This is a genomic window from Cellulomonas triticagri, assembly GCF_003696205.1.
In the GTDB taxonomy this organism is placed as follows: Bacteria; Actinomycetota; Actinomycetes; order Actinomycetales; family Cellulomonadaceae; genus Cellulomonas; species Cellulomonas triticagri.
This window is the reverse complement of record NZ_RFFI01000110.1, coordinates 1-14,885: the sequence shown is the minus strand read 5'-3', so window position 1 is coordinate 14,885 and position 14,885 is coordinate 1. Positions and strand designations below refer to the sequence as shown.

Here is a 14,885-nt window from a genome sequence, read left to right as displayed (position 1 = left end):
GACGTGCACGCCGAGCGTGCCGTCGGCCAGACCCCGCGCGGCGGCGAGCACGGCGGCGACCTGCCGCCCCGGCAGGCGCAGCGGCCGGTCGGGGTCGGGAGCGGCACCGGGCACGGGCTCGGGGACGTGCGCGAGGACCTGCTCGGGCGTGGGGAACAGCCGGTCCAGCCCGGGCTGCGCCGAGCCGGACGGGGACCCGGCGGCGGCCACGAGCCGTCCGAGGTGCCCCCGGGCCGCGGCGACGGAGATCTGCTGCCCGACCACGGCCCGGACGAGGAGCTCGGCGGGGTCGACGGTCCCGGGCACCCGCGCACCGGGCACCTCGCGGACCAGCGGGGCGAGCGCGGGGTCGGCACCGAGGGCGGCGTCCACGGCCTGCGGGTCGGCGTCGAGGTCGAGCAGCCGGCGGGCCCGGCTGACGGCGGTGCCCACGTCGGCCAGCGACGACAGCTCGAGCCGCAGGGCGAGCCGCCACTCCGGCGGGCTGCCGCGTCGCGGCCGCTCCCGGGTGGCCTCGACATCGAGGACCCCCGGTCCGTGCGGCAGGACCACGGTGCGCGCGTACCGCAGGGGTCCCCCCGCGGGCAGGTCGGCGACCTCCACCCCGGTGACGGCGCGCGCCGCGAGGAAGCCCAGGACCCCGGGCGCGTCGTAGGGCTGGCGGACCGGCAGGGCCAGGTCCAGGCGGACCCGCGCCACGGGGTCCGGGCCGCCGCGACCGGGGACGACCGCGCCGCGACCGGCCCGGGCGCGCAGGTCGAGGGGACGCAGCGCGAACACGTCGCGGATGGTGTCGTTGAACTGCCGCACCGACCCGAACCCCGCGGCGAACGCGACGTCCGCGACGGGCAGCGCGGTCCCGACGAGCAGCGCCCGCGCGGTCTGCGCGCGCCGCGCCCGGGCGAGCGCCTGCGGCCCGGCGCCGAGCTCGGCGACCAGCATCCGGTGCACGTGCCGGGCGGAGTACCCGAGCCGGTCCGCGAGCGCGTCGACGCCGTCGCGGTCGAGGACGCCGTCGGCGATGAGGCGCATGGCGCGGCCGACGACGTCGGCGCGGACGTCCCACTCGGGGGTGCCGGGGGTGGCCTCGGGCAGGCAGCGGCGGCAGGCGCGGTACCCGGCCTCGTGCGCGGCGGCGGAGGTCCGGTAGAAGCGGACGTGCTCGCGCCGGGGCGTGCGCGCGGGGCAGGACGGGCGGCAGTAGATGCCGGTGGACGACACGGCGGTGACGAACTGCCCGTCGAACCGGGTGTCCCGCGCGTCGATCGCCCGGTAGCGCTCCTCGAAGCCGGGGTCACCGGGGGCGTGCAGCGAGGCGGGGGTCGTCGTCACGGCACCAGTGGACCTCGGCCCGGTACCCCCGGTCTAGCGGGGATCGGACACGGCCGTGCGGCGCAGGGTGTGACGCGCGAGACGCCGGGCGCGGATGACAGCCTCAGGCAACCGTTCTATCTTTTGTACTGACCAGTCAGTGCGAACAGCGATCCGAGGCACCAGCAGTGGCACCCACCGACGACACCACCCCCACCACCGCACCCACCCTCGTGGTGGACCGACCTCCTGTGCCGACCGCCGTCCGGGCCCGCGGCCTGCGCCTCACCGGTTCCCGCGGCCCCGTGTACGGCCCCGTCGACCTCGACCTCCCCGCCGGCACGCTCACCGTCCTGCAGGGCCCGCAGGGCGCGGGACGGTCCAGCCTGCTGCTCACCCTCGCCGGGCGGATGGTCCCCGACAGCGGCTCGCGCCTCGTCGTCCTCGGGGAGCCGCTCCCCCGCCGTCGAACCGCCGTGCAGCGCCGCGCCGCCGTCGCCGGGTTCGCCGGCATCGACGACCTGGACGAGGCCGTCACCGTCGCCGACCTCGTGCGCGAGCGCCTCGCCTGGCTGTCCCCCTGGTACCGGCGGGTCCCGAAGGTCGATCAGGCCACCCTCGACCGCGTGCTCGCCCCGGTGTTCGGCGACCGCCCGCTCCCCCGCACCAGCACCCTCGTCTGGCACCTGGACGAGGTCGACGCCATGCTGCTGCGCCTCGCTCTCGCGATGGCCCAGCGACCCGACCTGCTCGTCGTGGACGACGTCGACCAGGTCCACGACTCCCGCCGCCGCCAGACCGTCTGGACCCGCCTGGAGGTCGTCGCCGCCACCGGGACCACCGTCGTCGCCGCCGTCGCCTCCCTCGACGAGGCCGCGCGCACGCCGTGGACGACCAGCCCCCAGCAGATCACCCTCGCCACCGGACCCCACGCGGTCCCGGCCGCCTGACCCCAGGACGTCACCATGCTCTCGTTCACCTCCACCGGCACCGAGCTGCGCCGGTTCCGCCGCGGGCTGCTGCCCCGCCTCGCCGTCGGCGCGATGATCCTCGTGCCGCTGCTCTACGGCGCCCTCTACCTCTGGGCGTTCTGGGACCCGACCGGCAACCTCGACCGGCTCCCCGTCGCCCTGGTCGACGCCGACAGCGGCGCCACCCTCGACGGCAAGCCTCTCGACGCCGGGCAGCAGGTCACCGACGAGCTCGTCGACTCCGGCGACCTCGACTGGCGCGTCACCGACGCGGACGACGCCGCGTCCGGGGTCGCGGACGGCACCTACTACTTCGCCGTCACCATCCCGTCGGACTTCTCCGCGGACGTCGCCTCGGCCGGAGGGGACGCCCCCACCGCCGCCACCATCCAGGTCACGTACAACGACGCCAACTCCTTCCTCGCCTCCACGCTCGGCAAGTCCGCCATGGCGCAGGTGCAGGCCGCGGTGTCCGGGACCATCGGCGACCAGGCCGTCGACCAGGTGCTCGTCGGGCTCGGCTCCGCGCGCGACGGGTTCGCGACCGCCTCCGACGGCGCGCTCACCCTGCGGGCCGCCAGCGGCGACCTGTCCGACGGCGCCCACCAGGTCGCCGACGGCGCGACGTCCGCCGCCGACGGGGCGGCCACGCTCGCCTCCGGCGCCGCGACCCTGTCCAGCGGCACCGACGACCTGGCGTCCGGGGCCGCCTCCCTCGCCTCCGGCGCCTCGACGCTCTCCAGCGGCGCGGGCAGCGCCGCAGCGGGCGCCTCCGCGCTGTCCGAGGGCGCGCACCGGCTCGCCGACGGCGCGGGTACCGCCGCGGCGTCCGGGATCCGGCTGGCGGACGGTGCGGCGCAGGTCGCCGCCGGGGTGGACGACGCCGCCGGGAAGGTCTCCGGGATCGCCGCGGGCCTCCCCGCGCTGGGGACCGCGGTCCAGCAGGCCGCGACCGACCTCGGCACCCTCGCCCAGGGCGGCACCGTCGACAGCGCCACCGCCGCCGCGCACGCCCAGGCCCTCGCCGCCGCCGCGTCCGCCCTGCCGTCCGGCGACACGCTGAGCGGGATGGGCGGCGACCTCGCGAGGCTGCAGACCGGCGCGCACGAGGTCAGCGACGGCGCCGCCGCGCTCAACGGCGGTCTCGGCGCGCTCGCGTCCTCCAGCACCGACCTCGCCACCGGTGCGGGCAGCCTCGCCGAGGGCACCGCCCAGGTCGCCGGAGGCGCCGCCGACCTCGCCACCGGCGCCGGGACGCTGTCCAACGGGGCCGCGCGCCTCCAGACCGGCAGCCACACGCTCGCCGACGGCGCCGCGTCGCTCGACACCGGGCTCGGCACCCTCGCCGACGGTGCGGGACAGGTCGCCGACGGGACCGACCAGGTCGGTGACGGCGCGCAGCAGCTCGCCGACGGGCTCACGGCCGGGGCCGACCAGATCCCCGACGACACCGCCGCGCAGCGCGACGCCCGCGCCGACGTCATCAGCAAGCCCGTCTCCCTCGGCGACAGCGCCATCGCCCGTGCCGAGGGCTTCGGGGAGGGCTTCGCGCCGTTCTTCATCCCGCTCGCGCTGTTCGTCGGGGCGCTCATCACCTGGCTGCTGCTGCGGCCCGTGCCGACCCGGGCGCTCGCCACACCCGTCGCCGGGTGGCGCACCGCCCTCGCCGGGTACCTGCCCGCCCTCGCCATCGGCGTCGCGCAGGTCGCCGTGATGCTCGCCGTCATCCACTGGGGCGTCGGCCTGCAGATGTCCACCGCGCTCGGCACCATCGCGTTCACCCTGCTGATCGCGGCGACGTTCCTCGCCCTGCAGCAGATGCTCATGGCGGTGCTCGGCCCGGCCGCGGGCAAGGTCGCCGTCCTCGCGCTGCTCATGCTGCAGCTCGCGTCCTCCGGCGGCACCTACCCGGTCGAGACCACCCCGGCGTTCTTCCGGGCGATCCACCCCCTGCTGCCCATGAGCTACGCCGTCACCGGGCTCCGGCAGACCATCACCGGCGGCGCCGACGGGCGGCTGTGGGTGTCCGTCGCCGTGCTGGGCGGCGTGCTGGTCGCGTCGCTCGCGATCACCGCGTGGCGGTCCGGGCGGCTGCGCACGTGGACGATGGACCGGCTCCACCCTGTCCTGGCGATCTGACAGGCTGGGGACCATGCAGACCACCGAGGACCCGGCCGCACCCGCCCAGGCGAGCACGGCCGGGTCCCGGCGCGACACCCGGGCCGCGATCATCACCGCCACCGTCGCGCTCGTCTCCGACCGCGGGTTCTCCGCCACCTCCGTCGACGACATCGCCGAGCGCGCCGGCGTCGCCAAGGGCAGCGTCTACTACAACTTCGGGTCCAAGGCCGCGCTGTTCGAGACCGTCCTCACCGAGGGGCAGCGCACCCTCACCGCCGCGCTGCGGGCCGCCGCCGACGGCCGCACGGGCCGCGACGCCGTCGGTGCGCTCGTGCACGAGCTGCTCGAGCAGATCCAGGGGCACCCCGACTTCGCCAAGGTCCTCGTCGCCGAGGTGTTCCGCACCGGGCGGGACTGGCAGGACTCCATCCGGCAGGTCCGCGACGAGTCGTTCGCGGTGTTCGCCGAGGTCGTCGCCGCGTCCTGGCCGCAGCGCGACCCCAGCCTCACCGCCGCCGCGATGTTCGGCGCCACCCTCGTCGCGGGCCTGGAGTGGCTGGCGTTCCAGCCGGACCGCGGCGTGGCCGACGTGCGGCGCGCGGTGCTCGCGACGGTGCTCGACCCGCTCTGAGGGATCCGGGTCGGCGGGCCCCGGGTCACCGCGGCCCGCCGCAGCCCGGTGCTCACCGCCCCTGTCCCCTCCACGCAGGGATCAGCGCGCGGACCTCCGCGCCGGAGCGGCGCACCGCCGCCACGGCACAACCGACAGCGACTCCGAGCCCGAGTGCCGCCGAGCCGACGGAGGACGGTGCGAGCGTCATCAGCACCGTGCCGGCCCCGACCGCCAGGACCCCGTCGAGCTGCCACGCGACCACCCGCACGCCCGACAGGTCCCCCAACGGACTCATCGCCGGGAGCAGGAGCTCGACGGGCAGGTCGGTCCTCGTCGCGCTCATCACCCGCGCAGCGAGGACCAGCACCACCGTGACCAGCGTGAGCGCTCCACCGCCGGCCAGGTCGGCGACCGGGACGGGCCACGCTACGACGACGGCCAGACCCGCACCGAGGACCGCGCCCGCCGTCAGGGCAACCCCCGGCCACACCACCGCCCGGCCCACCGTCCCCCCGCCGCGCGGACCGAGGATCGGCGCCGTCGCGATCTCGTCCCGCAACGACCACCACGTGCTGCTCAGCCAGCCCGCCGCCAGGTACGCCGCGACGGCACCGCATGCCCAGGCCACCGCCCCGGCACCCCGTGGTTGCACCAGGATCCCCGTCATCACGAGACAGCTGCCCGCGACCACCGCCACCAGCCCCGCTGCCGCGCGATGCGGTGTCCGGACCGCCCGCACAGCACCCTGGACCACCAGGCTCCGCGGACGTCCGTCGCGCCCGATCAGCCCCACGCCTCCCCACCGGGGCTCCGGCAGGTACTGGTCGAGCGCGTCGACCAGCATCCCGGTCCGTGCGTGCACCGTGGCGCGGGCGGCGCGGGCCACCTCACCTTCCAACCGTCGCAGATCCACACCACCGACCGTGCGGTCCGCCCAGTACCCGGCCCCGAGCGCCAGCCCCAGCAGGATGGACGAGAAGCCGATCGCCCCGCTGCCCCACGGACCCACCACGGGGAGCGCGAGGACGGCAGGGGCGCACACGGCTCCGAGCAGGGTCGACGTCGGGTTCCAGACCTGGCCGCACAGCCAGGAGGAGACGGCGAGGCCGGCGAGCGCAGCAGCGAGCGCCAGGCTCTGCGCGAGCAGGCCCGCACCCGACCGGGCGTCGGACACGGCGACCACAGCGGTCCACATGACGGCGGTCACGACGACGAACGCCTGGACCGCCCGCCGACGCAGCAACGGGCGCAGGAACGAGGCGGGTCGGAGGTCGGTGGAGGTGAAGACGTGGAGCAGGAACGGCCGCATGAGAAGAGCGCCCCAGCGGAGTGCCAGGAGCTGACCGACCCACCACACGACGGCCGCCGCCGCCCAGGACGTCCACCGGTGATCCTGCAGCTCCGCGAGGTGGATCGACGGGCCGGACCTCCCGGCGGCGAGGACCACGGGCAGCACGTAGAGGAACGCCAGCAGCACCAGGACGTAGCCGGTGAAAGCGTGGTCGCGCCGCGTGGCCCGCAGACCGCGCCCGGCGTGCCAGGCGTGGACCGCAGCCACGCGCTCGGCAGGGCTGGCGAGCGACCTCCCGAGGTCGCCGTCGCTCACCCCAGCCTCAGGACCCGGTCGCAGGTGCTGGTCACCGTGCGGTGGTGCGTGGCGACGAGGAACGTGGCGCCCGCTCGGACCCGCTCGCCGACCACCCGCAGGACGAGGTCGAGGTGGTGGTCGTCCAGGTGCCGTTCCGGCTCGTCGAGCAGGACGACCTCGGCGGGGCGCACGAGCACGAGAGCGAGGTGGAACAGCTGCCGCTGCCCCGCGGACACCTGGTGGGGGAAACGGTTCGCCAGCCCGGACAGCATCAGTTCCTCGAGGATCCGACTCGTCCTCCCTGTCGCCACGGCGGAGCGGCCGAACCAGGAGTCCGCCACGATGCCGATCTGCTCCCGGACAGTGAGGTCACGGGCGATCGGGACCGGGTCGACCAGAGCAGCGAGGACACGTCGGTGCACCGCGCGCCGGAGGTCGACCTCCTCCCCGACCAGCAAGCACCGACCGGACGTCAGAGGTCGCCGTCCACCGACGGCGCGCAGCAAGGTGGACTTGCCGACGCCGTTCGGACCGGTCACCGCCCACATCTGCCCGGCGGAGGCCTCGAGCGATGTCGGGGGCAAGATCGTGGTGCCGTCGATCTCCACCGTCGCAGCCTCTGCCTCGACCAACGACCTCACTGGTCGGCCCGCCCCAGCACCACGAGCATCTGCCGGGACCGGGCATCGCGTGCCGCGCCCGCAGTGCGCACGGTCGGCCTCCTGGGTGTCTGACCTGGTCTCGGACGTCGGTGCCCGATGCCGCTTGGGACGTTAGTCCCGTACGGCGTCACTGAGTGGCCCTCGCTCCGTCCAGTGAGGGGCGATCAGGCCAGATCTGCGTAGACCGGCGCGACCGCGCGCTGGTAGCTGAGTGGTGCGGCGTGCTGTCCACGATGGAAGTGGGTGGCGACATGCCCGTCACGCGCGACTGCCGGTCCGGCATATCCGCGACTGCTCGGTCGGTCTCGGACCGCCGATCCGCGGCCACGCGCGGCAGTCCACCAGAGTGGCGACAAGCCAGCTGATGCGCCGCAGTCGGGTGAAGCCGCACGGCAGCGGCCGCGACGCGCGAGCGGACGCACGAAGGCCCCGCGAGCGGTGCTCGCGGGGCCTTCGGACGTGCGGGGTGCTGCGGCTCAGTAGCGCGGGGCCTGCTGCGGGACGCCGCCCAGCAGCTCCATGACCTCGGACTCGAGGAAGCGGCGGTGGCCGCCGAGGGTGCGGACGGCGGAGAGCTTGCCCGCCTGGGCCCAGCGGGTGACGGTCTTCGGGTCCACCCGGAACATCACCGCGACCTCACCCGGGGTGAGGAGGGAGGAGGTGGCCTGCGTCGGGAGCTGGGCCTCGAGGGGGTACGTCATGGTGACTCCTTGTCGGTTCGGTAGCCCGGCTGGCCCTGTGGGTCCCGTGGCTTTGCGTCCCTGCCTCGCAGCAGGTTTGCCGTTGTCGCTCAACGGGAAGAACTATACAGAAATCGGACAGATCGGCAAGTACCACCCGAGAACGGGACAGAACCGCAGGTCAGGGGCGCTGAGGCTAGTGCGGGTCCGGCGTGTCCGCACCCGGAGCGACCCCGGTTCCCCCGGACGGGTCGAACCGGTACCCCATCCCGGGCTCCGTCAGCAGGAACCGCGGGGCCGCCGGATCGGGCTCGAGCTTCTTGCGCAGCTGCGACAGGTACAGCCGCAGGTACCCGGTGTCCGTGACGTGCTCGGACCCCCAGATGTCCAGCAGCAGCGACTTCCGGGTGACCAGGCGACCCGACGCCCGGACGAGCACCTCGAGGATCCGCCACTCCGTGGGCGTGAGCCGCACCGGCTGCGGCGGGTCGCCGTCGCGGGTGGCGGTGGTCGCGACAAGGTCCACGACGACGTCGCCGACCCGGACCAGCGGCTCGGCGTCCTGCCCCGGGACCCGCCGGGTCAGTGCGCGGATCCGCGCCAGCAGCTCGTCGACCTCGAACGGCTTGGTGACGTAGTCGTCCGCCCCGGCGTCCAGCGCCTCGACCTTGTCCCTCGAGTCGGTCCGGCCGGACAGCACGAGCACCGGGGCGGACGTCCAGCCGCGCAGGCCCTGGATCACCTCGACGCCGTCCAGGCGCGGCATGCCGAGGTCGAGCAGGTACAGGTCGGGACGCTGCTCGACGGCCTGACGCAGGGCATCGGTGCCGTCGGTGGCCGTCAGGACCTCGTATCCGTGGGCGCGCAGCGTGATGCGCAGCGCCCGCAGGATCTGCGGGTCGTCGTCCGCGACGAGGATCTTCACCCGCGCCCCTCCTCCGCGTCGCCGGTCGTGTCCGCGCCGGCCTGGCGCAGCGCGACCACCATGGTCAGCCCGCCCCCGGGCGTGTCCTCCGGGGTCAGCGTGCCACCCATCCCCTCCGCGAAGCCCCGCGACAGGGCCAGCCCGAGACCGAGACCCGTGGTGTTGTCGACGTCGCCGAGGCGCTGGAACGGCACGAACAGGTCCGCGCGGCGCTCCGCCGGCACCCCCGGGCCGTGGTCCACCACGCGGATCTCCACCCGGTCCGCGAACGCGCTGGTCCGCACGCTCGGCAGCACCCCCGGCGGGCTGACCCGCACCGCGTTGGCCAGCACGTTCACCAGCACCCGGCGCAGCAGCGCGGCGTCGGCGAGCACCGGCGGGAGGTCGGGGTCCAGGTCCAGGCGCACGTCCTGCGGCCCCAGCCCGAGCTCGTCCAGGGCGGGCAGGACGACGTCGTCCACGTCGGTGGGGCGGTTCGCGACACCCAGCGCGCCCGCCTGGAGGCGGCTGGCGTCCAGCAGGTCCGTGACGAGGGCGGTCAGCGTGCGCAGGCTCTGGTCCGCAGTGTCCAGCAGCTCCGCCCGGTCGGCCGGCGACCAGTCGACGTCGCGGGACCGCAGGCTGCCGATCGCGGTGGTCGCCGCCGTCAGCGGGCGGCGCAGGTCGTGGCTGACGGCGGACAGAAGAGCGCTGCGCACCCGGTCCGCCTCACGCAACGGGCCGACCGCGTCCGCCGTGCGGCTGAGCCGCCGGTGCTCCACCGCAGCGGCGACCTGCGCGACGACGACGCCGAGCAGACGGTTGCCGGCACCGTCCAGGTCGTCGCCGCGCGCCGCGGGGTCGCGGGGGTGCCCGGCGTCGACCTCCAGCACCGCGCCCTCGTCCACCCGGACCACCTGCGCCCCGGGCCGGACGGTCCCGGACTCGGCCAGCAAGTCCGACCCGGAGGCGACGTCCTCCGGCGCCGTCGAGCGCAGCCGGACGCCCGCGAGCCCGAACGCCTCGCGCGCGTGCTCGACCAGCGTCGCGAGGGTGTCCCGGCCGCGCAGGACGCCGCCCGCGACCGTGGACAGCAGCTCCGACTCCGCGCGCGCCCGCTGGGCGGCCCGGCTCCGGCGCGCGGCCACGTCCACGACCGCGCTGACCAGCAGCGCGCTCGCCGCGTACAGGGCGAGCGCGAGGGCGTGCCGGGGCTCGGCGACGCGCACCGTGTGCACCGGCTCGATGAAGAAGAAGTCCAGGCTCAGCCCCGACAGGACGGCGGTGAACAGCGACGGCCAGAACCCGCCGACCAGCGCCACCACGACGACCAGCACCTGGTACAGCAGGACGTCGCCGACCAGCGACGTCTCCGTCCGCGTCGCGGCGAGCACCCAGGTGAGCACCGGGCCGGCCACCAGCGCCAGGGCGAAGCCGAGCAGCCGCCGGCGCACGCTCAGTGCGCCACCCGCACGAGGCAGCGTGAACCGGCCGCCCGCGGCGCCGTGGTTGACGATGTGCACGTCGAGCGGACCGGCCTCCCGGATGACCGCCGCGCCGGTGCCCGGGCCGGACAGGGCCGCCGCGAGACGTCCCCGGCGGCTCGTGCCGATGACGATCTGCGTCGCGTTCTGCCCCCGCGCGAACTCGACGAGCGTGCGCGGGACGTCCTCCCCGACGACCTCGTGGAAGGTGCCGCCGAGGCGCTCGACCAGAGCCACCTGGCGCGCGAGCGACCCGGGGTCGGTGTCGCGCAGCCCGGTCTGGGCGGAGACGTGCACCGCGAGGAGCTCCCCGCCCGAGGACCGCGCCGCGATCCGGGCGCCGCGGCGCAGCAGGGTCTCCCCCTCCGGGCCCCCGGTCAGGGCGACCACGACCCGCTCGCGGGCCTCCCACGGCGCGTCGATCGCGTGCTCGGCCCGGTAGGTGCGCAGCGCCGAGTCGACCTCGTCCGCGAGCCAGAGCAAGGCGAGTTCTCGCAGCGCGGTGAGGTTACCGAGGCGGAAGTAGTTCGACAGCGCCGCGTCCACCCGCTCCGCCGGGTACACGTTCCCCTCCGCCAACCGGTCCCGCAACGACGCCGGGGCCAGATCCACCAGCTCGACGTCGTCGGCCGCGCGCAGCACCGCGTCCGGGACCGTCTCACGCTGCGGGACCCCCGTGATCGTGCGGACCACGTCGTTCAACGACTCGATGTGCTGGATGTTCACCGTCGTCACCACGTGCACCCCGGCGTCCAGCAGGTCCGCCACGTCCTGCCACCGCTTCGCGTGCCGCGACCCCGGGGCGTTGGTGTGCGCGAGCTCGTCCACCAGCGCGACCCTCGGACGCCGGGCCAGGACCGCGTCCAGATCCATCTCCGACAGGGTCACCCCCCGGTGCGACACCTGCGCCCGGGGCACCACCTCCAGCCCGTCCAGCAGGGCGGCCGTGGCGGCGCGGCCGTGGGTCTCCACGACCGCGACCACGACGTCCTTGCCGGCCGCGACCATGTCCCGGCCCGCCTCCAGCATCGCGAACGTCTTCCCGACACCCGGAGCCGCACCCAGCAGCACCCGCAACCGGCCCCGCGGCATCAGGGGGCACCCCGCCCGGTGGTGGTGCAGCGGGGTGCCACGTCGCGCAGGCCCCCGGGGTGGTCTGGACCCACGGGCCTGCCCAACGGGGCGCGGCCCACCGGGCGCAAGATCCCACGAGGCCCCGCCGGGGCCGCGGCGCCGGTCCGGCGGGCCGGGGCCGGGCGAGCCGGGCGAGCCGGGCGAGCCGGAACTGTCCCCCTGGTCACAGGCGCGATCGTAGCCCCGCACCCACCCCTCGGAACGGGCCCGACAGGCGAGCCCGACTCGCCAGTCCGACGAGCCAGGCCGACGGGCCAGGCCGTCCCGGTGGCCGACGTCACGGCCGCGGGGCGGTGACGCACCACCGACCCCGCGACCGCACGGATCAGCTCGGCCAGGCCCCGGCGCCCGTCACGGCGCCCACCCCGCGTCGTCCTCCCCGCGCTCCGCGGCGTCGAGGGCGCGCCGCACCCGTTCCCGGTAGGCGACGAGGAGCACCCCTCCGCCCAGCAGCAGCGCGCCGAACGCCGCCGCCCACGCGGCGTCGGTCCCGGTCACGGCCAGTGGTGCGTCCGCCGCGACCGGCGGCTCGGGTTCCGCGACGGGCTCGGGTGCGGCGGCCACGGTGAGCGTCTCGGTCAGTTCCCCGCACTCGCCCTCGGACAGCGTGATGCCGTCGGGTCCGCGGGTGCGTTCCACGAAGCCCCAGGTCCCGGCCGCTGTGGTGGTGAACCGCTCGGTGACGTACTCCCCCTGCCCGTCGAGGGCGACGGGGGCGGAGGTCCAGACGGGCGCGGTGCAGAGCAGGTCAGCACCCGGCTCGGCGTGGAACAGGTCCACCTCGGTGACCGCTCCGGGCGGCATCGTCCCGGCGACGGTGAGCACGTCCCAGATCTCGACCCCGGCGACAGGGTCCTCGTCGGCCGCGAGCGCCGTGGTCCGCACGGTGGGGGCGTCGTGGACGACGGTGGTCTCCCAGGACACCCCGCACGGGCCGCGGTGCTTCTCGGTGCCGTCCGCGTCGAGCAGCGTCTCGACCCAGTAGACGTGCCCGGGACCCTGCGGCGCGGCGGCCTCGCCCGAGGGGTAGCGGCCTGGCCCGGTCACCGGGACGGGTGCGGAGGTCCAGAGCAGGGTCTCCTCGTCGCAGACGGGCTCGGCGTCGGGGTCCTGGGGGCCGTAGGCCGCGAACACCAGGTGGTCGCCGTCGGCGGTGCCGCCGGTCACGAGCGCGACGTCGTGGATCGGCTCGCCGGGGAGCGCCTCGGGCTGGGCCTCGGTGACCACGGACGGCGGGATCACGACCTGCGGGTCGCCGGGGACGTAGAACACCTCCCGTAGGTCGTCGAACCGGCTGACGAAGGGCTCGACGCGGTCGTCGCCGTCGAACGCGTAGACGAACACGAAGTAGTCGCCGCCGGTGTGGGTGGCGGAGGTGGGCGCGAGGACGGGGTCGTCGGGGTCGTAGCCGACCTCGTGCACGCCGTCGACGGCGGGGACGCCGCCGGTCCACCAGACCGGGGTGCCGTCGGGGACGTCGGCGGTGCGCGGCGGTTCGGGCAGCGGTCCGTAGACGGTGACGGTGGCCTCGCCGAGGTCGGGGGTCCACCCGCCGAGGCCGGCGAAGTCGCCGTGGTCCGCGGGGTACCCGCTGATCACGATGCGGTCGAACGCCCGGCCGCCCGGGACCACGTTGAACTCGCGGGTCTCGGACAGGTGCTCCAGCCGGAACCGGTTGACGGCGGTCTCGACCTCCTCGAACCAGGGGGCGGTGAAGTCCTCCCGGATGTAGTCGGCGACGTCTCCGGCGTCGGCCTTCCGGATGGTGACGACCGCGGTGTAGAAGCCGCGCCCGGTGGCGGTGACCGTCCCCTCCGTGGTGACGGTGCCGGGCCCGTGGGCGACGACGCGCTCCACCCCGGCGACGCGGGCGTCCGCCGGTGGCAGCGGGCGCTGCGCCTGGGGCTGGTCGTAGGGGCCGTACCAGGTGACGTCGGCGGGCACCGCCACCGGGACGCCGTCGAGGACCACCCACTCGTCGCCGGGGGCGGCGCGGAACGTGACGACGTCCACCAGCGGGTCGCCGTCCTGCACGCGCACGTCCTGGACGGTGGTAGTCGCCTGCGGCCGGAAGTCGCGCACGACCGGGAACTCGGGCCCCGGCACGACGACGGTCTCGGGGTCGTGCCCCGGGCGGTTGCCGTAGCTGATCTGGTCCTGCCGGTTGCCCGCGAGGGTGAACACGGTGAGCGTCGTGCGCCAGGCGTCCGGGAACTCGACCTGGTACCGCACGGTGCCGTTCCCGGTCGCCGTCCACGCGAGGTCGGTCGCCGAGGCGGTCGTCGTGCCGCTGAACGTCCGGGTCCCGGTCGCGTCGAGGACGGCGGGGCCGGTGAGCGTCACGGTGAACGGCGCCCCGACGACCGGCTCGCCGGTGGTGGACCGCAGCTCGATGCCCCGGATGACGCCGGTGCGCCTCCCCTCGCCGGACACGGCGCCCGGCACCCCGGTCCACGGCCCGGCCTCGCGCGCCGCGGCGGCGATCAGCTCGGCCGCCCGGTCACGCACGTGCACGGGCGTGGCCGCCTCGATGATGCCGCGGACCCGGTCCACGTCACCGCCCGCCATGGACCCGGGGCGCTCCTGCCGCTGGTGCACGAGGTAGCCGATGGCGGCCTGGGTGGTGTCGTCGGTCGAGAACCGGTGCCGGGCGAGGACGGCCGCCAGCGGGGCGTCGTCCACCGTCGCCGTCCCGACCGGGACGTCACCGGGTCCGGACTCGGCGACGCGTGCCTGCAGGCAGTAGCCGTGCTCCTGCGCACCGGCGGGTCCGGGCATCGGGCCGAGACGGATCGAGCCGTACCCGCTCGGGGTGATGCTGATGCCCGCCGCCGGGCCCGACGCGGCGGCGGGCGGTGGGCCCGACGCCACGAGCAGCGCGAGGACGGTGAGGGTCGCGAGGACCGCGGCGGCGAGCACCGAGGGGGTCCTGCGGGCGTGCCAAGATGGCCGTGCTTGCATGTCAGGTCTCCTGAGGAACTGTCGAGCGGGCGTGAGGGGCTCGGTGTGCCAGCACCGGGTCCCTCGTCCGTGAGGTGTGCGTCGCGAGGTCGACCGCACGGTCGGCTCGCGGGGGTCGGTCAGGTCAGCGGCGGCCCCTCTCGTCGGCGGCGTCGCCGGTGCGGGTCAGCACGACCACACGGCGCCGTTCGAGTCGCCGCACCAGGCGCCGCCCTCGGTCTCGACCTCGACCCGGTACCCCGGCGGCACGGGGTCACCGGGGCGCCAGTCCCCCAGCCACCCCGTGCCTCCGGAGCCACCCGAGCCGCCCGAGCCACCAGACCCGGGGCCGCCCGACCCGCCGGACCCGCGCCCGCCGGACCCGCCGGACGCACCGGAGCCGCTCCCGCCCGATCCGCCGCCCCGGCTGCCCCCGGACCCGGACCCGGACCCGGACCCGCCAGTCCGGCCCGCGCT

The 14,885-nt window shown here is 75.8% G+C and carries 10 protein-coding genes and 1 riboswitch; of the genes, 3 read left to right on the top strand and 7 right to left on the bottom strand.

The genetic code is table 11. The features are described from left to right. The coding region (locus tag EBM89_RS16410; RefSeq protein WP_233571798.1) for a bifunctional transcriptional activator/DNA repair enzyme AdaA at positions 1-1,332 on the bottom strand (1,332 nt) is incomplete at its 3' end. A gap of 167 nt (positions 1,333-1,499) precedes the next feature. Here EBM89_RS16410 and EBM89_RS22485 point away from each other — a divergent pair. From EBM89_RS22485 to EBM89_RS16395, 3 genes are read left to right on the top strand one after another with little or no spacing between them, the layout of a single operon-like run. Next, on the top strand, positions 1,500-2,261 hold the full coding sequence (locus EBM89_RS22485) for an ATP-binding cassette domain-containing protein (RefSeq protein WP_122150729.1): 762 nt from the start codon (positions 1,500-1,502) through the stop codon (positions 2,259-2,261). Between the two features lie 15 nt (positions 2,262-2,276). After that, positions 2,277-4,421 carry a YhgE/Pip domain-containing protein gene (locus EBM89_RS22480; protein ID WP_122150728.1) on the top strand — a complete coding sequence of 715 codons (2,145 nt, stop codon included), beginning with the start codon at positions 2,277-2,279 and terminating at the stop codon, positions 4,419-4,421. Between the two features lie 13 nt (positions 4,422-4,434). Continuing rightward, positions 4,435-5,034 (top strand): TetR/AcrR family transcriptional regulator, encoded by a 600-nt coding sequence (locus tag EBM89_RS16395; RefSeq protein ID WP_122150727.1) that lies wholly within the window; start codon positions 4,435-4,437, stop codon positions 5,032-5,034. 52 nt (positions 5,035-5,086) lie between these two features. Here the strand turns inward: EBM89_RS16395 and EBM89_RS16390 are convergent, their stop codons facing one another. From EBM89_RS16390 to EBM89_RS16365, 6 genes are all read right to left on the bottom strand, one after another. Then, positions 5,087-6,622, bottom strand: coding sequence for a hypothetical protein (locus EBM89_RS16390; RefSeq protein WP_122150726.1), 1,536 nt, complete (start codon positions 6,620-6,622; stop codon positions 5,087-5,089). Beyond that, a complete protein-coding gene (locus EBM89_RS16385) occupies positions 6,619-7,212 on the bottom strand; it encodes an ABC transporter ATP-binding protein (RefSeq protein WP_199732171.1) in 594 nt (197 codons plus the stop codon). Before EBM89_RS16385 ends, EBM89_RS16390 begins: the two co-directional genes overlap by 4 nt. A 530-nt stretch (positions 7,213-7,742) precedes the next feature. Further along, entirely contained in the window at positions 7,743-7,967 is a 225-nt protein-coding gene (locus EBM89_RS16380) for a BldC family transcriptional regulator (RefSeq protein WP_122150724.1), read from the bottom strand. A 16-nt stretch (positions 7,968-7,983) separates the two neighbouring features. Beyond that, a riboswitch (cyclic di-GMP riboswitch) is annotated at positions 7,984-8,058 on the bottom strand. 84 nt (positions 8,059-8,142) lie between these two features. After that, positions 8,143-8,871, bottom strand: coding sequence for a response regulator (locus EBM89_RS16375; protein WP_122150723.1), 729 nt, complete (start codon positions 8,869-8,871; stop codon positions 8,143-8,145). After that, the gene (locus tag EBM89_RS16370; protein WP_122150722.1) at positions 8,868-11,426 is read right to left on the bottom strand and encodes a DUF4118 domain-containing protein; all 2,559 of its coding nucleotides are present in this window, start codon (positions 11,424-11,426) and stop codon (positions 8,868-8,870) included. The genes EBM89_RS16375 and EBM89_RS16370 overlap by 4 nt, the downstream gene beginning before the upstream one ends. A 393-nt stretch (positions 11,427-11,819) precedes the next feature. Further along, entirely contained in the window at positions 11,820-14,387 is a 2,568-nt protein-coding gene (locus EBM89_RS16365) for a hypothetical protein (protein ID WP_122150721.1), read from the bottom strand. Positions 14,388-14,885: the final 498 nt, after the last annotated feature.

Excerpts from the sequence above, each read along its gene's own strand:
- EBM89_RS22480 (WP_122150728.1), top strand. The coding sequence starts at position 2,277 with ATGCTCTCGTTCACCTCCACCGGCACCGAGCTGCGCCGGTTCCGCCGC.
- EBM89_RS16395 (WP_122150727.1), top strand. The coding sequence starts at position 4,435 with ATGCAGACCACCGAGGACCCGGCCGCACCCGCCCAGGCGAGCACGGCC.
- EBM89_RS16380 (WP_122150724.1), bottom strand. The coding sequence starts at position 7,967 with ATGACGTACCCCCTCGAGGCCCAGCTCCCGACGCAGGCCACCTCCTCC.
- EBM89_RS16370 (WP_122150722.1), bottom strand. The coding sequence starts at position 11,426 with ATGCCGCGGGGCCGGTTGCGGGTGCTGCTGGGTGCGGCTCCGGGTGTC.